24 protein-coding genes are annotated in these 21,045 nt (G+C 32.7%); 10 read left to right on the forward strand and 14 right to left on the reverse strand.

Translation table 11 applies throughout. The features are described from left to right. Window positions 1-3: 3 nt before the first annotated feature. Window positions 4-3,510 carry a transcription-repair coupling factor gene (gene mfd, locus O5637_RS01975; protein ID WP_269605651.1) on the forward strand — a complete coding sequence of 1,169 codons (3,507 nt, stop codon included), beginning with the start codon at window positions 4-6 and terminating at the stop codon, window positions 3,508-3,510. 86 nt (window positions 3,511-3,596) lie between these two features. After that, window positions 3,597-3,779, forward strand: a complete 183-nt coding sequence (locus O5637_RS01980; RefSeq protein ID WP_269605652.1) for a hypothetical protein — start codon at window positions 3,597-3,599, stop codon at window positions 3,777-3,779. Between the two features lie 7 nt (window positions 3,780-3,786). Here the strand turns inward: O5637_RS01980 and O5637_RS01985 are convergent, their stop codons facing one another. From O5637_RS01985 to O5637_RS02000, 4 genes are all read right to left on the reverse strand, one after another. After that, a complete protein-coding gene (locus O5637_RS01985) occupies window positions 3,787-4,095 on the reverse strand; it encodes a TlpA family protein disulfide reductase (RefSeq protein WP_269605654.1) in 309 nt (102 codons plus the stop codon). A 52-nt stretch (window positions 4,096-4,147) separates the two neighbouring features. Continuing rightward, the gene (locus tag O5637_RS01990; protein ID WP_269605655.1) at window positions 4,148-4,798 is read right to left on the reverse strand and encodes an SAM-dependent methyltransferase; all 651 of its coding nucleotides are present in this window, start codon (window positions 4,796-4,798) and stop codon (window positions 4,148-4,150) included. A 195-nt stretch (window positions 4,799-4,993) separates the two neighbouring features. After that, window positions 4,994-5,587 carry a DUF4335 domain-containing protein gene (locus O5637_RS01995; protein ID WP_269605658.1) on the reverse strand — a complete coding sequence of 198 codons (594 nt, stop codon included), beginning with the start codon at window positions 5,585-5,587 and terminating at the stop codon, window positions 4,994-4,996. A 9-nt stretch (window positions 5,588-5,596) separates the two neighbouring features. Next, complete coding sequence (locus O5637_RS02000; protein ID WP_269605660.1) at window positions 5,597-6,193, reverse strand: DUF3038 domain-containing protein; 597 nt, start codon at window positions 6,191-6,193, stop codon at window positions 5,597-5,599. Window positions 6,194-6,274: 81 nt separating this feature from the next. Between O5637_RS02000 and O5637_RS02005 the strand changes: the two genes are divergently transcribed. Next, on the forward strand, window positions 6,275-6,793 hold the full coding sequence (locus O5637_RS02005) for an adenine phosphoribosyltransferase (protein WP_269605663.1): 519 nt from the start codon (window positions 6,275-6,277) through the stop codon (window positions 6,791-6,793). On the opposite strand, the gene O5637_RS02010 is transcribed toward O5637_RS02005, so the two are convergent. The 4 genes from O5637_RS02010 to dapB are packed head-to-tail and all read right to left on the reverse strand — an operon-like array spanning window position 6,790 to window position 9,669. Next, entirely contained in the window at window positions 6,790-6,999 is a 210-nt protein-coding gene (locus O5637_RS02010; RefSeq protein WP_269605665.1) for a DUF2949 domain-containing protein, read from the reverse strand. The genes O5637_RS02005 and O5637_RS02010 overlap by 4 nt on opposite strands. A 16-nt stretch (window positions 7,000-7,015) precedes the next feature. Further along, complete coding sequence (locus O5637_RS02015; protein ID WP_269605666.1) at window positions 7,016-8,128, reverse strand: FAD-dependent monooxygenase; 1,113 nt, start codon at window positions 8,126-8,128, stop codon at window positions 7,016-7,018. 38 nt (window positions 8,129-8,166) lie between these two features. Further along, on the reverse strand, window positions 8,167-8,808 hold the full coding sequence (locus tag O5637_RS02020) for a hypothetical protein (protein ID WP_269605668.1): 642 nt from the start codon (window positions 8,806-8,808) through the stop codon (window positions 8,167-8,169). A 12-nt stretch (window positions 8,809-8,820) separates the two neighbouring features. Further along, the gene (gene dapB / locus O5637_RS02025) at window positions 8,821-9,669 is read right to left on the reverse strand and encodes a 4-hydroxy-tetrahydrodipicolinate reductase (RefSeq protein WP_269605670.1); all 849 of its coding nucleotides are present in this window, start codon (window positions 9,667-9,669) and stop codon (window positions 8,821-8,823) included. Window positions 9,670-9,782: 113 nt separating this feature from the next. Between dapB and O5637_RS02030 the strand changes: the two genes are divergently transcribed. Then, window positions 9,783-13,796 carry a magnesium chelatase subunit H gene (locus O5637_RS02030; protein ID WP_269605672.1) on the forward strand — a complete coding sequence of 1,338 codons (4,014 nt, stop codon included), beginning with the start codon at window positions 9,783-9,785 and terminating at the stop codon, window positions 13,794-13,796. A 7-nt stretch (window positions 13,797-13,803) separates the two neighbouring features. Here the strand turns inward: O5637_RS02030 and folP are convergent, their stop codons facing one another. Genes folP through O5637_RS02045 form a run of 3 tightly spaced genes read right to left on the reverse strand, consistent with a single transcriptional unit; the run spans window position 13,804 to window position 15,592 of the window. Beyond that, a complete protein-coding gene (gene folP, locus O5637_RS02035) occupies window positions 13,804-14,646 on the reverse strand; it encodes a dihydropteroate synthase (RefSeq protein ID WP_420063723.1) in 843 nt (280 codons plus the stop codon). Then, on the reverse strand, window positions 14,624-15,364 hold the full coding sequence (gene tpiA / locus O5637_RS02040; RefSeq protein WP_269605674.1) for a triose-phosphate isomerase: 741 nt from the start codon (window positions 15,362-15,364) through the stop codon (window positions 14,624-14,626). Before tpiA ends, folP begins: the two co-directional genes overlap by 23 nt. A 9-nt stretch (window positions 15,365-15,373) precedes the next feature. Next, window positions 15,374-15,592 carry an RNA-binding S4 domain-containing protein gene (locus O5637_RS02045; RefSeq protein ID WP_269605676.1) on the reverse strand — a complete coding sequence of 73 codons (219 nt, stop codon included), beginning with the start codon at window positions 15,590-15,592 and terminating at the stop codon, window positions 15,374-15,376. 37 nt (window positions 15,593-15,629) lie between these two features. On the opposite strand from O5637_RS02045, the gene O5637_RS02050 reads away from it, so the two are divergent. The 5 genes from O5637_RS02050 to O5637_RS02070 all read left to right on the forward strand — a co-directional run bounded on the left by O5637_RS02050 (window position 15,630) and on the right by O5637_RS02070 (window position 19,293). Next, window positions 15,630-17,366: an ABC transporter ATP-binding protein gene (locus O5637_RS02050; RefSeq protein WP_269605678.1), complete on the forward strand. Its 1,737-nt coding sequence runs from the start codon at window positions 15,630-15,632 to the stop codon at window positions 17,364-17,366. Between the two features lie 44 nt (window positions 17,367-17,410). After that, window positions 17,411-17,647 (forward strand): DUF6447 family protein, encoded by a 237-nt coding sequence (locus tag O5637_RS02055; RefSeq protein ID WP_269605679.1) that lies wholly within the window; start codon window positions 17,411-17,413, stop codon window positions 17,645-17,647. A gap of 175 nt (window positions 17,648-17,822) precedes the next feature. Then, complete coding sequence (locus O5637_RS02060) at window positions 17,823-18,113, forward strand: DUF1330 domain-containing protein (RefSeq protein ID WP_269605681.1); 291 nt, start codon at window positions 17,823-17,825, stop codon at window positions 18,111-18,113. Between the two features lie 40 nt (window positions 18,114-18,153). After that, complete coding sequence (locus O5637_RS02065; RefSeq protein WP_269605683.1) at window positions 18,154-18,381, forward strand: DUF2862 domain-containing protein; 228 nt, start codon at window positions 18,154-18,156, stop codon at window positions 18,379-18,381. 300 nt (window positions 18,382-18,681) lie between these two features. Next, window positions 18,682-19,293 (forward strand): uridine kinase family protein, encoded by a 612-nt coding sequence (locus O5637_RS02070; RefSeq protein WP_269605686.1) that lies wholly within the window; start codon window positions 18,682-18,684, stop codon window positions 19,291-19,293. A gap of 66 nt (window positions 19,294-19,359) precedes the next feature. Here the strand turns inward: O5637_RS02070 and O5637_RS02075 are convergent, their stop codons facing one another. Further along, window positions 19,360-19,509 carry a hypothetical protein gene (locus O5637_RS02075; RefSeq protein ID WP_011823748.1) on the reverse strand — a complete coding sequence of 50 codons (150 nt, stop codon included), beginning with the start codon at window positions 19,507-19,509 and terminating at the stop codon, window positions 19,360-19,362. Window positions 19,510-19,800: 291 nt separating this feature from the next. Further along, window positions 19,801-20,022 carry a hypothetical protein gene (locus tag O5637_RS02080; protein ID WP_269605689.1) on the reverse strand — a complete coding sequence of 74 codons (222 nt, stop codon included), beginning with the start codon at window positions 20,020-20,022 and terminating at the stop codon, window positions 19,801-19,803. 243 nt (window positions 20,023-20,265) lie between these two features. On the opposite strand from O5637_RS02080, the gene O5637_RS02085 reads away from it, so the two are divergent. Further along, window positions 20,266-20,667 (forward strand): hypothetical protein, encoded by a 402-nt coding sequence (locus O5637_RS02085; RefSeq protein WP_269605691.1) that lies wholly within the window; start codon window positions 20,266-20,268, stop codon window positions 20,665-20,667. A gap of 20 nt (window positions 20,668-20,687) precedes the next feature. Here the strand turns inward: O5637_RS02085 and O5637_RS02090 are convergent, their stop codons facing one another. Beyond that, complete coding sequence (locus O5637_RS02090) at window positions 20,688-20,888, reverse strand: hypothetical protein (RefSeq protein ID WP_269605693.1); 201 nt, start codon at window positions 20,886-20,888, stop codon at window positions 20,688-20,690. Between the last annotated feature and the right edge of the window lie 157 nt (window positions 20,889-21,045).

A 21,045-nucleotide genomic window follows, 5' to 3' on the forward strand; every position in this document is an offset into this window, starting at 1 on the left:
ATAGTGACTTTAGAGTCTGTTGCAAATTATTTAGAAAATCACCAGTTAACAAATGAGTTAATTGGACGTACAAATAGAGAAGAAAGATTAATATTAACAGGAGCTTCTCGTACAGCTAAAGCACTAATCACAACTTCACTTGCTAAGAAAGAATCCAATATATTATTAGTAATTGTACCCACATTAGAAGAAGCGACCAGGTGGTATCCACTGGTAAAAGATTGTGGATGGACCAAGACATGTTTATATCCTACAACTGAAGTCTCTCCATATGACTCAATACAGATAACCACAGAAATTGTATGGGGTCAGTTACAAGTACTTAGTGATATATTGGAATTAAAAGATGATGAGAATATCGCAATTATTGCAACGGAAAGAGCATTACAACCCCATCTCCCTCCAATTGAATATCTTAAATCAAAATGCATTAAATTAAAGGTTGGTGCTGAAATAAACCTAAGAGATTTATCACTCAAATTGAGTGAAAGTGGATATAAAAAATCTAACAATGTTGATCAAGAAGGTACATGGACGAGACGGGGAGATATAGTTGATATTTATCCTGTTAGTAGTGAACTACCAATTAGATTAGAGTTGTTTGGTGATATGCTAGATAAGATTAAAGAATTTGATCCAATATCGCAAAGATCGTTAGAAACAATTGATAATGTATGTATTACTCCAAAAGGTTATGATCCTTTAATTATTAATAAACTTTTATCAATTCAAGACAAGGATATATCGAGTCTGTTATCACAGGATCAGTACTCTGAGTTGATAAATTCAAATGTATTAGAATCTGCTAAAAAATATTTAGGGGTAGCATTTGATAAGCCTTCATCATTATTAAATTACCTAGATGATAGTACATTTATTGTAGTAGATGAAAGGATGCAAGGTTTATCCCATGGGCATGCTTGGTATAACATTGTTGATGAAAGTTATACTGATCTAATAGGGAGTAAAAGCTGTTCAGTAACAGCAAAAAATTTATTTAAACCTAATCTGCATACTAATATTAATGATATTTATGATACAGTTAATACTTATAAAGGGCTAGACATAACAGATTTAGAAGATACTACAGACAAGGATAATGTATTTAATATTTCCAGCAAAGTACATAATTGGCTCCCTAATCAATATGGTAAGATTAGTTTATCATTAAAAGATTATATAAAAGATAAATATTCAATATGGATTATATCAGCACAACCCAGTCGTGCAGTCTCTCTATTAGAAGAACATGAGTGTATCTCCAAGTTTATACCAAATAATAAAGATTTATATGGCATTAAAAGCATTATAGCTGACAACATACCGGTCGCTATTAAAAATAATAATGAGGGAGAAATTGAAGGGTTTTACCTTCCAGCATGGAAAATAGCTTTACTAACTGACAAGGAATTTTTTGGACAACATAATATTTCTAGTACTGGTTATGTAAGAAGAAGGAAGCAATCAGAAAGTAAAAAGATAGATCCCAATAAAATGAAACCTGGTGATTACGTGGTTCACAGAAATCATGGCATAGGCTTATTCCAAAATATTCAAAAATTAAACATTAATGGTGATTCGAGAGATTATTTAGTAATAAAATATATGGATGGAAAATTAAGTGTTGCGGCTGATCAACTTGGTAGTTTAGGGAGATATAGAAATTCAAATTCAAAGACTCCCAAAATAAGTAAACTAGGCGGTGCTAATTGGAACAAAATAAAGGAAAAGGCAAAAAAATCAGTTAAAAAGGTTGCTCTTGATTTGATTAAGTTATATGCAGAAAGAAGTAGAGAAAAAGGGTTCAAGTTTCCAATTGATGGACCATGGCAAAGTGAATTAGAAGACTCATTTCCATACCCATTAACTCCTGATCAGGCAAAAGCCACTATCCAGGTGAAATCTGATATGGAATGTGAAAAGCCTATGGATAGACTCGTTTGTGGTGATGTTGGATTTGGAAAAACAGAGGTTGCAATAAGAGCAATATTTAAGGCTATTACTTCAGGGAAACAAATAGCGTTGTTAGCACCAACAACAGTGTTATCTCAACAACACTGGAGAACGATTTCTGATCGATTTGCACCTTATCCTATTAAAGTATCATTACTAAACAGATTTAAAACCCCTAACGAAAGAAAACAAATATTAAGTGGACTTAAAGATGGACAAATTGATGCTGTTGTTGGTACACATCAGCTCTTGAATAAACAATTAACTTATAAGGACTTGGGACTACTAGTTATAGATGAAGAACAACGTTTTGGAGTTAATCAAAAGGAAAAAATAAAAGAGTTAAAAAAAAGTGTAGATGTATTAACTCTCTCTGCAACCCCAATTCCTCGAACACTCTATATGAGTCTTTCTGGTGTTCGTGAAATGAGTTTAATAACAACACCACCACCATTACGTAGACCAATTAAAACTCATTTATCACCGCTAGATAATGAAATAATAAGAAGCGCAATTTCTCAGGAGATTGATAGGGGTGGCCAAATATTTTATATTGTTCCACGAATAAAAGGGATAGAAGAAGTAGCAAATAAATTAAAAATAATGGTTCCAAATGTGAAGTTATTGATAGCTCATGGGCAAATGAATGAAGGGGAGTTAGAAAATGCAATGCTTGCATTTAATGCTGGAGAAGCAGATATGTTGCTTTGTACAACTATTGTCGAAAGTGGATTAGATATTCCTAGAGTAAATACAATTTTAATTGAAGATTCTCACAAGTTTGGATTATCACAGCTTTACCAATTGAGAGGCAGAGTAGGCCGAAGTGGAGTACAAGCACACGCTTGGTTGTTTTACCCAAGCGAAGAGAAATTAAATGAGATGTCAAGAAAACGGTTAAAAGCCATAAAAGAATTTAGTGATTTGGGTAGTGGATATCAGTTAGCGATGAGGGATATGGAAATTAGAGGAGTTGGAAATATTTTAGGTATTGAACAAAGCGGACAAATGGAAACAATAGGATTTGATTTGTATATGGAATTATTGCAGGAAACTATCGCTGAAATACAAGGTCAAGATATTCCTTCTGTTGAAGATACACAAATTGATTTACCTGTTACAGCTTTTATACCTGGAGATTGGATAACTGATCCAGATGAAAAAATAAATGCTTATAGATTAGCTACACAATGTGAAAACAATGATGCCTTAGTCCAATTCGCTAGCAATTTGGTTGATAGATATGGAACATTACCAAAAGCAGTTGAATCATTAATAGAAGTAATGAAATTAAAAATAGTCGCTAAGAAGTGTGGCTTCTCTAGAATTAAGTTGTCTAAACCAAATATTGAGCTTGAAACAATGATGGATGAGCCAGCCTTTAAGTTACTAAGAAAAGGTTTGGCAACCCATCTTCACGGAAGATTTATCTATAAAAAAGGAGATCGTAGCTCGACCGTGACAATTCGTGGTCTTGGTATTTTGGATAGCGATAAATTGCTAGATCAACTCACTGAATGGCTAAAATTAATGAATTCTCAAATAAATACTCGATAAATCAATTCAGAACTATATGCAGGTCAATCTTTCAATTGGGTGAACAAAACTCTTTTAAAGTAAAAGATTGCTATAGTCTCAAAAATTTGAGTAATTTTACCTTGGGTGAAGTAATAGAAATCAGTTCAAACCAATATGGTCTAAGCCTGTTTAGTGGAATGATAAGTCTTTTGGCTTTAGGGGTTTATACACTTTTGACCGTAGACACAGGCAACGATGACGATGATTCTGATTCTGGAGGTGGTGGCTTAATGCAACCGGTGAATTAATAAAAGATCAGCTAGATATTAGATTTGCAAGTCTTTCTCTAAAATCACCCTTTGCAATTCCTCCTTTAAGCTCACCAATAATTTCAAATTCACCCTCTGGCTCATTAACTAATAGATAAGTCGGCCAGCCCATACCCTCCTTTGATGGGTACTGTTTTAATAGTATGGGTCTATATTTTCTATACACGACTGTATCTTGAAGTTTTACGCTAATAAAATCAATGCCTAATTCATTCGCGACTTTAGAGTCAAAAAAGCTCATCCTGTGACAAGTTCCACAATCATCAGAACTAAATTTAATTAAAGAACAAGACATGTCAAAAATCTATTCAAACTAATACTAAATATAACTATTAATAAAAACCAGTTCAGTAATTAGACTTATTGTTTCTTGCAATAACTGAAAAGAAAGGATCACTCTCTGTGTAATAAATACCAAAAAGCTTTTTATCATGGGTCTTTTCATTTAATATTTTTTCAATCCTCCATCCATTAGAAGTAAGAACACTTTTTATGTAATCAATTCTTTTTTCCTCTGACGAATATGTCCAGATGTTTGGAGCTTTGGTCCAGAATGCTCGATTAGTGAAAGATATTATCAATAATGAATCAGATTTGATAATTCTTGATAATTCTAATGAAACTTTCTCAGGATATTGAAGATATTGCCATCCAGCAACAATTAAGCCAACATCAATGTATGAATCTTCAATTGGCATATTTTGTGTCTTATTTAGATTCTGAACCCAGTATTTATCTAGTATTTTATTTGAACTTAATTCAGCTTCATTCATTCCATGCCCAATAACTTTTTTATATTTAATTTTAGATGGCAGATGACTTACCCAACTACTCATTAAATCTAGAATAACGTGATGAGTGAGTAGATACTCTGAATATAAGTTTGTAAGTCGGTTTCTAAATGAATCGCTCAGATGATGAACATATCTAGGCTGTTGATAAAAAATTTGATCATCAGCGATATCTATCTTTTCTCTATCAGTAATTGTCAGTTTCATTTAAATAAAATTTCTTTATATAATATTAGAACAATCTTTATATATCTGTGAAAAACAAAAAAGAGATGTGGATGATAAGTAAATTAAAGGTTATTAACTACATGTTCAGTAATTATTTGTATAAAAACTAATTAAATTTTATTTTATAAAAAATTATAGGATTTGATTAATATATTAAGTTCTAGCGGGTTTGATTCACAAGGGTCTAGATGTATTGGTTGTTTCTCTTAACTCATAATTATAATTAGTAGGAATAATTATTAATAAAGAACTACTAAATATGAATATGGCAATAGAGTAAATGAAGTGTAAATTCTTTTTATATGAGGGTGAATTAGCTAGCATATATTTCTTATTGAAGGGTTTATCTTCATTAATATCCCATTTGATATTTAATCTAGGATCAAATCTCAATAAATCTAAGCATCTTGTTAAGTCAGACAATTCAGAATCATCTAAAATAATTTCTAAAGGCTTAACACCTTTCTTTGTGCTATTGAGTAATAATTTATGACAGTTACCGAAAGGTGATATTGAAACAATTTCTTTCTTAGATATAAATGTTTTACGAATTCCAGAGATATATGATCTTGAATATTGAAGTATTGCTTGCATCAAATTATCTAGATGTTCTTTCTCTCCTTCTAATTGAGTTGAACCAATGATTTTCAGTGTCCATGAAGACAAGATACCGATAGTTTCGTCGGCGTCTCCGTTTGAAACATCTGGCATCCCTGCAAGTTCTAGAGAAGAAGAGTCTTGGTCAAATCTATAGGATAAGTTAATCATTTTTAATCACTATAATTGATGATATAAAGACGCTTTTAATCGATTAGCTCCACCTTCTCCACAGGATAGTGAAAGTATGACTAGTAACTCTCTAAAAAAATTATTGTTATCATCCCTTAATAAAGAAACTATATAACTACGTTGATTATTCATCCTCTCACTTATAAGTGACTTTAGACGAGTAGTAAATAAAGACCATCTTTCTTGATTTAGCGACTTAGATTCTTTTGATGAAAGTAGTTGCCTAATGAGTGGATAGAGATTTTCTGCCATCGCAGAAATAAGGTAAACAAGTGAATCAATCTGATCTGAAGAAAGAGATGTAAATGTATGAGTATTTCTCAATGGGTTTGAACATCTAATTTTCCAAAATTCAACTCTATTATAGAATTCAGCTGACAATCCAATATCCTTGGCCTTGAATAATAAGGAATCAGATGCATTAATTTGAAGAGTCTCAATAACTAAAATCAAAAAATCAAGTTTCCTATTGCTATCGTTAGCTACTACACAATTTATAAATTTTTTTTCAGAACTAGTTTCTTGATATTTTGAGACATTATTGAGGTATTCATTTTGCTTAGAGATTAAATTGGATTTATTCATACATTAAATAATGACAGGAGTTGGAAGATTAGCTAGCTTTATTGTTAGTTTTATAAAACCGCACACTAATATTTGTAAAGAATGGAAAACTTTAAAAAATATATAAATGAAATAAGTGATTTTCCAAAAGAAGGAATCTCCTTTAAAGACATAAACCCAATATATAAAGAGCCCAAGATATGGAATGAATTAATGCTTCCTCTACAAAAGCTTGTATCAACCATAAAACCCGATTATATAGCTGGTATAGAATCTAGAGGATTTATTCCTGCAACAGCCTTAGCTTTTAAGCTTGAGGTTGGTTTCATTCCTATTAGAAAACCCAATAAATTGCCAGGAAAAGTAATAGGTACAAATTATAAGCTTGAGTATGGTGAAGACAGATTAGAGATCCAGCAGGATTCAATTGAAAAAGATAGTAAAATTATAGTAATTGATGATTTGCTTGCGACAGGTGGCACTGCATGTGCAGCAGGCAAGTTGATAAGAGAAGCTGGAGGTAAATTAATTGGATATATATTTCTTGTGGAGCTTACTGAACTTCACGGGAGAATAAAATTAGATTCTGAATTATTAATAGAAAGTCTTATAAAGTATTAATTATCTTTTAACCATAGAATTATTATCTTTAGTTGCGAAAGTGTAATCAGACCATAACTCCACATAACAATTGGTAGAGGTGAATTTTCCAAAATTGATCTTTTGACTCCTAATTGTACTGCATTCTTACTTATTCCAAGATTTTCAATGATAAAAGTGCAGAGTTCATGTGAAGGTGGATTAATAGCATTACTTGTATTTATCATTTATAGTTAATAAAATCTATACTCCATTAGTCAAAACGTTTATAATAACTCTTCTGATAACAGATGATTTTTTTAAAATATAGAATATAAATCTTCTTGGTAACACAAAAACATTAAAATCACTTCTTGAATATCTTACTAAACTATCTGTCAAAACAGAAATTGTTAGAACATCAAAAAATCTAGAAAATGAATAAAGAAGAGGAATAAAAGTAAAATTATGTTTAAAAAATGGCTTGGATATTATATTTGCCAGGCAATCAACATCTCTCCAGCATAGGTTGAGCCCTTGCCCTCCTACAGGATGAAATTTATGAGCAGTTTCACCTAAATAAATATATTTACCTGAAAAAAATGAATAGTTAAATACAAACTTTATTGGAAACGAATTTGGTTCATCTACAATAGTATCTGGCTCAATACCAGATGGAAGTATTGTTGATAAATAATCTAAAAATAATGACTTGGATAAGTTCATATTATAAGTACCTTTGATTACAGACTGACTGCATACAATTTGAAACAAATCGCCACCTAGAGGTAAAACAGCAAATGGGCCCTCAGAATTCAATATTTCAAATGCTTCGTTAGATTTAACTCCTCTTAATAGTACCTTAGCGGTTATACAAATTTGGTCATACTTAAAATTAAATGAAGGTGTTTTAAGCTTCTTTTTTGTGAGTGAATTTGAACCATCAGCTACAACAATTAGATCATAGTTGTTGGTATTCGGTATAACAGATGTAGGAATTTTATTAATATTATTAATATCAGTTATAAATTCTAATATTGATAACATTATCTTCCTATGTTCTGCAATCCATCCTATAGCTAGATATTTTTGTTGAGAATTATTTAAATCTTTAACAAGAAACTGAACTGTTTTATTTAATTCAGAATCTATAACATTTAGATATTGAAATGGGATTAAGTTTGACACTAAATCAGACCATATACCGATATTTTCTAATATCTTTCTTGATGAATGAGTTATAGCATATGTTCTATCTCTATTTATAAGTTCTTCGTTAGATAATCTTTCATAAAGATCAACTGTACAGCCAGTCTTTGCTAATGATATTGCTGCCAATGATCCAGTTAATCCTGAACCAATAATTGCTATATTCATACTAACTATTATATCATTTTATTATAAGATATTTAGCTTTAAATTCTCATATTAACAAATTCTTCGAAGGCAGGACGAAGAAGCAATGGATAGGAACCTAACCATAAATTTATTTCTGGACACCAGGCATCACTTATCTCCTGAATAGTTTCAAAATCCCTTCTATTACTAAAAACTACACAGTTAATTCTCATTCCTTTTGTAAGTATCTTGAACTTATTTTGTAGTGGAAAACTTATATTGCCAATAAAGCCGTCTTCATCTTCTATATCCAAAACTACCCATGTCCTTTTTTTCTCTAATACCTCTAAACGACCATCTTTATTAGCTTGTTCCTGTTGATTTTCTATCCTGTCTTCTATATAAACATCAGATATACAACCATCAACTAATGCTGAGAAAGTGAATCTTTTAAATTGAGAATTTTTTCTGCTAGCTTCAAGTATTGGTCCCCATAAGATATATAAAAGAAATACCACACCTAATACCAACCATAAAGAATAAAACTGACTTGTCACTTGGCTTTGACTAATTAACAACGTAATTACACCCCCAATGGCTGAGATCATAATCCGTTGAAAAATCTTCTGCGGATTGCCTAACGCAGAATTAAACTGCATACCAGTTGCTACAGAGGGTATTAACCTATTTATCTCATTTGACTTGATCGGAATTAACATTTGTATGAATAACTATAAGATTTCCTCTAATCCATAAACTAATTTATTGAACGATCTGATTCTTTTAACAACTAATAGTACACCTGGCATGTAAGCAGAACGGTCAATAGTGTTATGAACTAACTCATAAGTCTCCCCATTGGATCCAAACATGACTTGTTGATGAGCAACCAGTCCAGGTAATCTTACAGAATGAAGTCTAAGGCCGCTAGGACGAGATCCACCTCGAGAACCCTCTATAGATTCTTCTTCAGTTACTAAAGGCTTATTAAAAGCTGAGCGTTGCTCCTCTATCAATTCAGCTGTTTTAATACACGTTCCACTTGGTGCATCAGCTTTTTTGTTGTGATGCATTTCTGTCAATTCAGCGAACTCATAAAAACGAGCCGCTGATGCGGCGGCTTGCTGGAGCAAAACCATACCAACTGAAAAATTTGGAATAATAGCCGAACCAAGAGAAGCTTTTTCTGCAAATTTAGAGAGATCTTCTAATTGATCAGTTGTTATTCCAGTAGTGCCAATTACAGGATGAACTCCATAAGCAATAGAAGTACGAGTGTGTTTATAAGCAACCTTGGGATGAGTGAAATCAACTAGTACAGGTCCATTAGTTGATCCATCCTTAGGAACGTTCTGACTTGCCGCACACAAAGAACCTTCGAAATCACTTGAAATAAATACATTAAGAGGTCCTATGCCTATTAATGACCCGATATCTTGACCTTCTTTTTCCTTCTGATTATCAATTGCACCAACAAGTTGATAATCTTTGGATGAATTAATTGCTTTAATAACCTCAGATCCCATTCGGCCTAGGGCTCCTGCAACTAAAACTGGTATTGATTGATTGGCAGAACTCATTGAATTTCTTTTTTTACAATCATATTTGACATCCCTTGTAACACGCATTTACTAAATAACACACTAAAGGGCCACTGAACACTAGGCTTGGTCGAATTCCGATAGAAGAAAAGATGTTTACACAGGTTCGCTCAGCCAATCGCAGAGTTTCACCTGTCGAGAATCACAAGCATAAAGCAGTGATGAAGGCCGTTTATGTGGTTCTTGAGCCTCAATATCAAAATGCTCTTACACAAGCTGCTAATTCATTAAATTCTCAAAATGGTCCCATTGGAATTGAACTTAATGGATATTTAATTGAAGAACTAAGAGACAATGCCAATTATGAAAGCTTTAAAAAAGATATAGAAAAAGCTGATCTATTCGTAGCTTCACTGATTTTTATTGAAGATTTAGCACAAAAAGTTGTTGAAGCAGTTGAACCTCATAAGGAAAATCTTAAAGCTGCGGTTGTATTTCCATCAATGCCCGAAGTGATGCGATTGAACAAATTGGGTACTTTTTCTATGGCCCAGTTAGGTCAAAGTAAAAGCATCATTGGTGATTTCATGAAGAAGAGGAAAGAATCAGGTGGTGCTGGCTTTCAAGATTCAATGTTGAAGCTTCTAAATACTCTTCCCTCAATTCTTAAGTATCTACCGGTTGACAAGGCTCAAGATGCTCGCAGTTTTATGCTTAGTTTTCAATATTGGTTAGGAGGGACTCCAGATAATCTGAAAAATTTCCTACTAATGCTTGGGCGCAAATATGTATTTGCAGAACTAAACATTGAAGAAGAAAAAATAGAAGTTGCAGAGCCTGAAGTATTCCCAGATTTAGGAATATGGCATCCTCTAGCACCAAATATGTTTGAGGATAAAAAAGAATATCTAAATTGGACTGCATCTAGAGATGACCTATCAAATAAGACCAAAGAAGGCCCAGTAATTGGTCTTGTACTTCAAAGAAGTCATATTGTTACTGGAGATGATGCTCACTACGTTGCCGTAATTCAAGAACTTGAATATAGGGGCGCAACAGTTATACCTATTTTTTGTGGTGGTTTAGATTTTTCTAAGCCAGTCAATGAATTTTATTACGATCCAATCAACCCAGACAAGCCAATTGTAGACGGAGTTGTATCACTTACTGGTTTTGCACTTGTAGGAGGTCCTGCAAGGCAAGATCACCCAAAAGCAATAGATGCATTAAAAAAACTCAATCGACCTTATATGGTTGCTCTTCCACTAGTTTTTCAAACAACACAAGAATGGGAAGGAAGTGATCTAGGTCTTCATCCCGTTCAAGTTGCGCTTCAGATTGCAATTCCTGAATTAGATGGAGCTATTGAGCCAATAGTATTATCTGGTCGTGATGATGCCACTGGCAAAGCTCATACACTTCAAGACAGAGTAGACGCAATAGCTGAAAGAGCTATTAGATGGTCATCACTAAGAATAAAAAAAAGAGACCAGAAGAAATTAGCAATTACCGTCTTTAGTTTTCCACCTGATAAAGGAAATGTTGGAACAGCTGCATACTTAGATGTGTTTGGCTCAATTTATAGAGTTTTAGAAGAAATGAAGCAGAAAGGTTATGACATAAAAGATATGCCTAGGAATCCAAAAGAATTGATGGAGACATTAATAAATGATCCTGAAGCTTTACAAGGTTCTCCTGAACTATCAATAGCTCATCGAATGAGCGTAAAAGAATATGAAAAATTGACTCCTTATTCTGAAAGGTTAGAAGAAAACTGGGGAAAGCCACCGGGAAATTTAAATAGTGACGGACAAAATCTTCTTATATATGGGAAAGAATTTGGCAATGTATTTGTTGGAGTACAACCAACTTTTGGATATGAAGGCGATCCTATGAGATTGCTTTATTCCAGGAGTGCTAGTCCTCATCATGGTTTTGCAGCTTATTACACTTATTTAGAAAAAGTTTGGAAGGCAGACGCAGTTCTACATTTTGGCACCCACGGATCACTTGAATTCATGCCTGGGAAACAAATGGGTATGAGTGAGACTTGTTATCCCGATTCATTAATTGGAGGTCTGCCTAATCTTTATTACTACGCAGCAAATAATCCTTCAGAAGCAACTATCGCAAAGAGAAGAGGCTATGCATCAACAATTAGTTATTTAACCCCCCCTGCTGAAAATGCTGGACTATATAAAGGTCTAAAAGAACTTGGAGAATTAGTTGGTTCCTATCAACAGTTACGAGAAAGTGGAAGAGGAATTCAAATTGTTAACGCCATAGTTGAAACATCAAAAAAATGTAATCTTGATGAAGATGTAAAACTACCTGAAAAAGATGCCTCCGAATTAGACATAGATGCAAGAGATTTGGTAGTAGGAAATGTTTATAAACAATTAATGGAAATAGAAAGTCGATTACTACCTTGCGGCTTGCACACTATTGGAAAACCAGCGACTGCTGAAGAAGCTATTGCAACATTAGTAAGTATCGCATCTATAGAAAGAGAAGATGATGGAATTAGATCTTTACCAGGTTTATTAGCTGAATCAAAAGGGAAAACAATTGAGGAAGTATATGAAGGCAATAACAAGGGAATATTAGAAGATGTTGAACTTAATAAACTAATTACAGAAACAGCAAGAGATGCCGTTGGTTCAATGGTTAAGTCTCTTACAGGAAGAGATGGGAGAGTAAATATGAAGAAGAATATTTGGACCCTAATTGTTGAATTCTTAAGAGGAATTGGTTTCTCAATCCCATCACCATGGCAAGCATCAGCGAAGAAAGCTGGTTTTGAAAATGTAAATGCAAATTCACTTGATAAATTGTTTGACTATTTAAGATTTTGTTTAGAGCAAATATGTGCAGATAAAGAAATGGAAAGCTTGTTAAAAGCTCTAGATGGTGATTATGTTATTCCTGGCCCAGGTGGAGATCCCATAAGGAATCCTGGAGTATTACCAAGTGGTAAAAATATTCATGCCTTAGATCCCCAATCGATACCAACAGTAGCGGCTGTGGCTTCAGCAAAAGGTGTGGTTGACAAACTTATTGAAAGACAAAAAGAGGAACAAGGTACATGGCCGGAAACTATTGCTTGCGTACTTTGGGGTACTGACAACATTAAAACCTATGGAGAATCACTTGCTCAAATCCTATGGTTCGTAGGTGTAAAACCCAAGCCAGACTCTGTTGGAAGGGTCAATAAATTAGAGCTCCTATCTCTTCAGGAATTAGGAAGACCAAGAATTGATGTAGTAGTGAACTGTTCTGGTGTATTTAGAGATTTATTTATAAACCAAATGGCATTGATTGATCAAGCAGTAAAAATGGCTGCTGAGGCAGATGAGCCAATCGATCAGAATTTCGTAAGAAAACATGCCCTTGAACAGGCAGAAAAGGAAGGGAAAAGCATCAGGGAATCTGCTAGCAGAGTTTTCTCAAACGCAAGTGGCAGTTATAGCTCGAATGTCAATTTAGCAGTAGAGAATTCAACATGGGAAGAAGAAAATGAGTTACAAGAAATGTACCTTTCAAGGAAGACATATGCTTTTAACGCTGATAATCCAGGAGAAATGAATCAGAACAGGGATGTATTTGAATCTGTTATGAAAACAGCTGACGTTACCTTCCAAAACCTTGATTCTTCAGAAATATCACTAACAGATGTAAGTCACTATTTTGATTCAGATCCAACAAATTTAATTAAAAATCTTAGAGATGATGGTAAAGCTCCCAGCAGTTACATAGCAGACACAACTACAGCCAACGCACAGGTCAGATCTTTAAGTGAAACTATTAGATTAGATTCTAGAACAAAATTACTTAATCCAAAATGGTACGAAGGAATGCTCAAGTCTGGATATGAGGGAGTAAGAGAGGTATCAAATAGACTTAATTACACATTAGGATGGAGTGCAACTAGTGGCCAAGTTGATAATTTCGTATATGAAGAGTCAAATGAAACCTTTATAAATGATCCAGAGATGAGGAAGAGATTAATGGAATTGAATCCTCATAGTTTTAGAAGAATAGTCGGTACACTTTTGGAAGTTAATGGGAGAGGATATTGGGAAACATCTGATGAGAATATTGAACAATTAAAAGAACTTTACCAAGAAGTAGAAGATAGAATTGAAGGAGTTAATACAGAAGATTAGTTATATATTAAATAATAGACTTTGTCATTCTTATAACCTGAGAAATTTGTTTAATATCATGAACTCTTAAAATATCAACTCCAGCAATAACGCAACGTGAAGCCACTGCAGAGGTACCAAATATTCTTTTATTAGGGTCCGGTTCATTAAGAACTGACCCGATAAATCTTTTTCTAGAAGCGCCTATTAATACTGGATAATTCATAGAAACAAATTCATCTATTTTTTTAAGCAAGGTTAAGTTTTGATTAACATTCTTTCCAAATCCCAATCCAGGATCAATAATTATTTGTTCATTATTTATACCTTTCAATATTGCTAAATCGATTTGATTTAATAATTCATCTTTCACATTATTAACAACGTTTGAATATGTAGCCAAAGAATCCATTGTCTTACTATTTCCACGACTATGAGTCAAAATATAAGGACAATCTTTATCTGCAATAACACTAAAGATCTCGGGATCATGACGACCACCACTAACATCGTTAATCCAATCGGCACCAGTATTTATTACTTTTTCTGCGACAGAATGATGATAAGTGTCTACAGAAATTGGTATCTCGGGATGTAATAATTTTAATTCTTTTATTAAAGGAAGCAATCTTTTAATCTCAATTTCGGCTCCAACCTCAGATGCACCTGGTCGTGTGCTCTGTGCCCCAATATCTAGAATGTGTGCTCCTTGTTTAATACATAATGATGCATGTTTAATTGCAGACGGTAAGTCAATATAAAGTCCACCATCACTAAATGAATCTTTAGTGATATTTACTATTGCCATTAAATGGGTTTCTCTTTCCCAATGTTCTGGTAGATATTTATTATATTGTTTCGTAATTTGCAATTCTCGCAAAATTTGTAGGATCTAAAGAGGCTCCACCGACTAATACACCATCAATATCTGACATAGACATGATTTCATCAATATTATTTGATTTAACTGATCCACCATATTGAATAATTACATCTTCGTAACCAGTCCATTTACGAATCAATCCGCAAATCCTATTCGCCTCATTTGCTTCACATGTTTTGCCAGTTCCTATTGCCCAAATTGGTTCATAAGCGACTATGAGCCTTTTAACATCAATGCCTTCAAGACCCTGATCAACTTGTCTTCTGATAACCCTTTCTGCTTCACCCAGCTCTCTTTGTTCAATAGTTTCTCCAACACAAACAATTGGAATTAATTGATGATCTTGGGCCGATTGGGCTCTCTTATTTATTTGTTCATCACTTTCACTGAAATACTTTCGTGGCTCACTATGTCCAACAATTGCACATTTAACAGAGAGCTCGTTAAGCATGAGAGGAGAAACCTCGGCTGTATAGGCTCCACTATCCTCCCAATGAACATTTTGGCTAGATAAAGAAAGATATTCGCTTTTATCCTTAATGAACTCAGAGAGAGGGTACAGGGCTGTAAATGGGGGTGCAATAACAATCTCCCTATCTTTTTTTGGTATATCTTTCAATAATGGGATTAATACACGCATGTACTCAATCGCCTCAGTACAAGTCATGTTCATTTTCCAATTCCCTGCAATGACGGGTTTACGCACGCTGGCTCCTCATTTTTCGCTTCTTGCCAACTTACGGCCTAGAGGATCAGAATTTGGAACAATGTATGTTTCATTTGCAAAAATAATTTGATCACCATCAATTAATTTTCTTCCTCTTCTGTTTTCAACTATGCCATTAACTGATATTTTTCCTGATTTAATAATCATTTTAGCTTCTCCTCCAGTCTGAACGATCCCAATAAATTTCAGAAATTGATCTAATTTCATTTAATTGCCTTAAATTAAACATTGATAGTTTGATGGAATGAAACAAAAAAACAAAATAAATTTCATTTACCTGATAGAGAGACTCAAGGGACATTTGCCAATTTTGCTGCTGGGTGGAATAAGCATGTTTGTATATGTAATTTGCTGGCCAATACTCGCATGGCTATCAGGAAAGTTAATACCTGGTATTGGTCAAGGAAATACAAAACTAGTTTTAACTGTAATTTTACAAGCACTAATTATTTTTATAATTCAAAAAACGGCACAATATCTACAAGATAGTCTCCTAGCAAAGCCCGCACTATCAATAAGCCAAGATCTTCGGACAACACTATTTAGAAAACTTCAAAAAAGTAATATACTATTCATAGAAAAACTTTCATCTGGAGATATTGCATACAGACTAACAGAGGATGTTGATCGAGTTGGAGAAGTTATTTATAAATCTATTCAAGATACGACACCATCCATATTTCAATTATTAGCCGTATTTGGTTACATGATATTTATTGACTGGAATTTATCACTTGCAACAATCATATTAGCTCCGTTAATTGCATTATTAGTTAGTAATTTTGGAGGAAGAGTATTAAAAGCATCCGAAAAAAGTCAAAATAAAATTAGCTCTTTAGCAGGTTTGCTTTCAGAGGCAATTCAAGGACTACCAATGGTTAAAGCATTTGCAGTAGAAGAGTGGTTGCAAAATGATTTTGATAAACAAGTTGAATTACATAAAGAAGCCAAATTTAATATGCTTAAGCTTGTAGCCCTTCAACATCCAATAGTTGGCTTAATAGAAGTAATAGGCATTTTGAGTATCCTCTCGATTGGAACATTTAGAATACAAACTGGGGGTATGTCTACCGAAGAATTTGGAAGTTATTTTACGGCACTAATAATGTTAATAGATCCAATAAGCCATATAACTACAAACTACAACGAATTAAAGCAGGGACAAGCATCACTTAGAAGATTAAATGAAATAACAGTCAATCCACATGAAATATCGACATCTAATAGAGGTTTGATACCCAATAAACTAGATGGGAAGATTACATTTAAGAATGTATTTTTTTCGTATAGCCAGGATAATGAAGTAATAGAGGATATAAGTTTAGAGATAGATAGTGGTAAAATCACTGCCCTAGTAGGTCCGTCGGGTGCAGGTAAAAGTACGATCTTTTCATTAATATTAAAATTCATAGAACCTAATAAAGGATCAATATTTATTGATGAGTACAATTTAAACAAAGTAAATACCAACTATTTACGAAGATTAATAGGCATAGTTCCCCAAAAAACATTTATATTTTCAGGGACCATTGCTGAAGCGATAAGATTTGGAAGGTCCACGACCAGACAAAACATTGTAAATGCTGCAAAAATTGCAAATGCTCACGATTTTATTGAACAATTCCCCGATGGCTACGAAACTTTTATAGAAGAAAGAGGTACCAATCTTTCAGGAGGTCAACTGCAAAGAATATCAATAGCAAGAGCTCTAGTAGGAGATCCAACAATTTTATTACTAGATGAAGCTACTAGCGCTTTGGATGCGGAAGCTGAAGAATCCGTTCAAAAAGGTCTTAAACAAGCTATGCATAGTAGAACAGTCTTAGTAATCGCTCATAGATTATCAACAATACAAAAGGCAGATAAAATAGCAGTTATTGAGAAAGGAAGAATATGCGAAGTAGGTAATCATAAAGAATTAATTAATAGGCAGGGAAGATATAAAGAGTTTTGCGATAAACAATTTATTAAAAGCTTTTAAGAATGTAATTAATGCTATATTATATAGAAATTAATATTAATTGAATGTCAAATAGCAAATCAAATGAAATGGAAGCTATTCTAACATTTGAAGATAAAAAATATGATCTTAAAAACTGTCCAAAAGAAGTACAGGAACTCGTGAAAGGTATGCAAGTTGCAGATGCACAATTAAGGATGCATGAAGACACCCTGAAAGTACTAGCAGTCGGTCGTCAACATCTTGCTTCGCAGTTAAAGGCAAAACTTGAAACAATAAATCCTATAAATAATAAGCAATAGTTAAATTTAATATAAAAATATATTTAAGTTGATGAATAATTAAAATTAAAAAAATCTTACAACATAAGTTATATAGGATAGTACAAATACTTATTAAATTATAAACATTAATTATTTCCCATTATCTGTCATTTGTCGACCACGGCATGAGAGAATCTAAAGAAAATATAAAGAGATGGGAACAAAAGGGTATTGGCTCAAACAGGCCAAAATTGAAAGCACAGCTCAATTTATTGAATACGTTAAAACCGTGGTTCCATGGCTTAGATCAGTAGGTGGAACAATTATTGCTAAAGATGTGAATCAAAATTCAGATTTAAACGAATGGGATGGTGGTCAATTAGGGGTAATAGTTGAATTTGAATCTAAAGCTGCTGCTCAAAAGGCATTTAATTCATCAGAATTTCAAGAATATATAAAATATAGCGGAATTGAGAATCAATTATCCCTATCAATAATTGGATAACTGAATTATGATTATGGAATTATAAATAGGTAAATTAAAAATGATAAGAGACTCCTCAACTCTTCAAAAGGGACAAAGTTTAAGAGTTGAAATTAATGAAGTAAAAGATCGACTACCACAAAATATTCTTGAGAAAATAAGAAAGGATCCTGTTGTCGAATTAGTTGGTTATAAAATGGTAGATGGAAATCAATTTGGACTAGTAGTGAAACTTACTAATGGAGAAATAAATTGGTTTTTCGAAAAGGAATTATCAGAAATAATGTAATTATACCTATAATTGAATATTACTTATATGACTAAAAGATACATATTAAGAAAACAAATGATTAATAACCTATATTGAAACAAACCAAATGAAAAGATTATGCCTTACAACCAAATCACCGTTGTACTTGGTGGACTTATGCATATTCCTGCAATAATACTAGTTCTACGATTTATTGAAAACAGATTTAATAATAGAAACTGGACTACTGAAGAGCTTAATTACAATAAAATAACCTAATACTTCTTATTAAGAATAATTTAGAATTTTATTATATTTATACAAGTAATAAAGTAAATAATGAAAACTATAATAATTACAGGCCCATCTGGCTCCGGAAAGTCATATTTAAGTAATAAGCTATCTAAAATATTTTATAATTCAATAGTAATAAAAACTGATTCATATTATAGAGATAATATATTAATCCAAATATTATCAAACTTTATATATGATATTTATGATAGGCCATTTAGTATAAAGAAAGACGAATTAAATAAAACACTTAGATCAATACAAAATGAAGATAGATTTATAACATTTTACAATTATAATTTTATATTGAAAAAATCAACAAAATCAATAAAATCAATCAACTATAATAATGACAATCAATTCTTAATAATAGAAGGAATATTTGCACATAGGTTAGATTTAAACTATCAAGATACTATAAATATTTTATGTGACGGGAGAAAAGACATCTGTTTTCAAAGAAGACTTAAAAGAGATAAGAGAGAAAGAGGAAGAAACAATATAGAAGTTAAAAACAAATTTAAACAGTCATGGAATTTATTCTATAAAAATATTAAATACTATGTTAACAATTATAATGTAATGGAAGTAAATCTATTGAAAAAAGATTCATACAATAGATTAATTATTAATTTAAAAAATATAAAAAATAACTAAGACAAATTAAAAATTTAATTCTCTTAGTTATTCTATGAAAAAAAAAAAAAAAAAAATTAGTACTCTCTACTTTTTCACCTCTGGAGCGTTCATACCATCGTAGTCAGGACCAACCATTAATCCAACAATTGCAAATAATGCAATTGATGCAACTCCAACCAAAACTGCTGTTGGCGCTGGAGTACTAGTTAGGCCAGCAAATAACAAATTGCCCATAAAAGTTAAATAAAGCTAGTTATAAATAGCAGAAAAAGGAATAAATTAATTAATTAGTAACTTGTTTTAAATCAAAAACTGTCAAATAGAAAATTTGATACACAGATAAGAAGCTATTGTTTAAATGCTATAAAATATTAATTACATTGTTATTTAGTAATCGTACACATAAGATTTAAAATTTATCTAGATAGAATCAATTCGTTTGCATTTGATTATTAAAAAAAAAAAAAAAAAAGTGGGTAAACATGAAAAAACATGTCAACCCACCTGATTGATTAGATAAACTAATTATTTAGATGTATTTGGGTCATTAAAACCATCGTAATTAGGGCCAACTACGACAGCCATAATTCCGAATAGGGCCATAAACGCGATACCTATGATTGGTGCAGTAGGAGCTGGTGTACTTAGTAGTCCAGCGAAGGTTAAAGGAAGCATGTTCTTTAGTAAGACCCAATATAAATACCAGTCATCAGGGAATATGACCATTGATATTTTAATTTGTAACATTTAGGTATAGCTTAAGTAAGCTATGACTGGGTTTAGAAAGAGAATCATGAAGATATCTCGGTGAATCTCAAATTCATGAAAGTTGAGCAATCTGCTGTTTGTCGAACAGATTGGTTGGTTCAAAAAATATGGGTTAAAAGTGAATAAATATATTTTTATGGTTTAATACCTTCAAGAATATTATAAAAAAAGAAGAAAAATTTGTTAATATAATATATTAAAAGATAAATTTAAAGTATCGAAGTGATTTCTAACTTACGTCCAATTACACCCGTCAAAGAATTTGAAGAAGCATGTATAAAAGCCAGTTTAAATAACAAAGAACAGAAGATTATTGATCACATTAGATATGTTGGCGTATTTACACAGCCGTCACTTACAAAAGAACTGCAATTAGAATCGAAGCCACCAATATTATCTGTGCTATGCGAAATTTGCAGAAAGATAGGTAAACATATGCCCAATCACTTTAATAAAGTCAGAAAATGGTCCAAGGAAATAAATGAGCATAAAGTCAAATGGGATGGTGATTTAGTCTGTTCGTTGGCTTGGGATAAAGACGGAGAACGATTATCTCCAGAGAATGGGACATGTTTATACCATACATTTGCAGTACACAAAGAATTATTCCAAGGACTAGATTAAATAACCAATTTAGAAGAATGTTATCCCTGACTAAGGTACTCAAACAACACATTATTAAAACCTAACTCTTCGGCTGAATATTCAAGCATCAAATTGTCAGACTCTATCTGGGAGCGGAAGGATCTAATTTCATCGGATTCATCTTCTGATGGAGGAATTCCGTCGACAACATCAAAGATAATGTTTTGTCGAACAATTTCTGCAAGAACTTCATTTGCCATAATGACGAAACTTAGTACTTATAAATACATAGCCAATATTTGTAATCTATAAAAGCAAATAAAACATTCCTTTACGAAAGCTCAACTAGAGGGCATGACATCTTCGTGATTAGCAAAAACCTATTTTCTCATTAAATCACCTATTACTTTCGCCCCG

It is taken from the genome of Prochlorococcus marinus str. MIT 0917 (genome assembly GCF_027359575.1).
Taxonomy (GTDB): domain Bacteria; phylum Cyanobacteriota; class Cyanobacteriia; order PCC-6307; family Cyanobiaceae; genus Prochlorococcus_B; species Prochlorococcus_B marinus_D.

Bases quoted from the DNA above. Each gene is read 5' to 3' on its own strand.
- O5637_RS01985 (WP_269605654.1), bottom strand. From the start codon at position 4,095: ATGTCTTGTTCTTTAATTAAATTTAGTTCTGATGATTGTGGAACTTGT.
- O5637_RS01990 (WP_269605655.1), bottom strand. From the start codon at position 4,798: ATGAAACTGACAATTACTGATAGAGAAAAGATAGATATCGCTGATGAT.
- O5637_RS01995 (WP_269605658.1), bottom strand. From the start codon at position 5,587: ATGATTAACTTATCCTATAGATTTGACCAAGACTCTTCTTCTCTAGAA.
- O5637_RS02000 (WP_269605660.1), bottom strand. From the start codon at position 6,193: ATGAATAAATCCAATTTAATCTCTAAGCAAAATGAATACCTCAATAAT.
- O5637_RS02005 (WP_269605663.1), top strand. From the start codon at position 6,275: ATGGAAAACTTTAAAAAATATATAAATGAAATAAGTGATTTTCCAAAA.
- O5637_RS02010 (WP_269605665.1), bottom strand. From the start codon at position 6,999: ATGATAAATACAAGTAATGCTATTAATCCACCTTCACATGAACTCTGC.
- O5637_RS02015 (WP_269605666.1), bottom strand. From the start codon at position 8,128: ATGAATATAGCAATTATTGGTTCAGGATTAACTGGATCATTGGCAGCA.
- O5637_RS02020 (WP_269605668.1), bottom strand. From the start codon at position 8,808: ATGTTAATTCCGATCAAGTCAAATGAGATAAATAGGTTAATACCCTCT.
- dapB (WP_269605670.1), bottom strand. From the start codon at position 9,669: ATGAGTTCTGCCAATCAATCAATACCAGTTTTAGTTGCAGGAGCCCTA.
- O5637_RS02030 (WP_269605672.1), top strand. From the start codon at position 9,783: ATGTTTACACAGGTTCGCTCAGCCAATCGCAGAGTTTCACCTGTCGAG.
- O5637_RS02045 (WP_269605676.1), bottom strand. From the start codon at position 15,592: ATGAAATTAGATCAATTTCTGAAATTTATTGGGATCGTTCAGACTGGA.
- O5637_RS02050 (WP_269605678.1), top strand. From the start codon at position 15,630: ATGAAACAAAAAAACAAAATAAATTTCATTTACCTGATAGAGAGACTC.
- O5637_RS02055 (WP_269605679.1), top strand. From the start codon at position 17,411: ATGTCAAATAGCAAATCAAATGAAATGGAAGCTATTCTAACATTTGAA.
- O5637_RS02060 (WP_269605681.1), top strand. From the start codon at position 17,823: ATGGGAACAAAAGGGTATTGGCTCAAACAGGCCAAAATTGAAAGCACA.
- O5637_RS02065 (WP_269605683.1), top strand. From the start codon at position 18,154: ATGATAAGAGACTCCTCAACTCTTCAAAAGGGACAAAGTTTAAGAGTT.
- O5637_RS02070 (WP_269605686.1), top strand. From the start codon at position 18,682: ATGAAAACTATAATAATTACAGGCCCATCTGGCTCCGGAAAGTCATAT.
- O5637_RS02075 (WP_011823748.1), bottom strand. From the start codon at position 19,509: ATGGGCAATTTGTTATTTGCTGGCCTAACTAGTACTCCAGCGCCAACA.
- O5637_RS02080 (WP_269605689.1), bottom strand. From the start codon at position 20,022: ATGTTACAAATTAAAATATCAATGGTCATATTCCCTGATGACTGGTAT.
- O5637_RS02090 (WP_269605693.1), bottom strand. From the start codon at position 20,888: ATGGCAAATGAAGTTCTTGCAGAAATTGTTCGACAAAACATTATCTTT.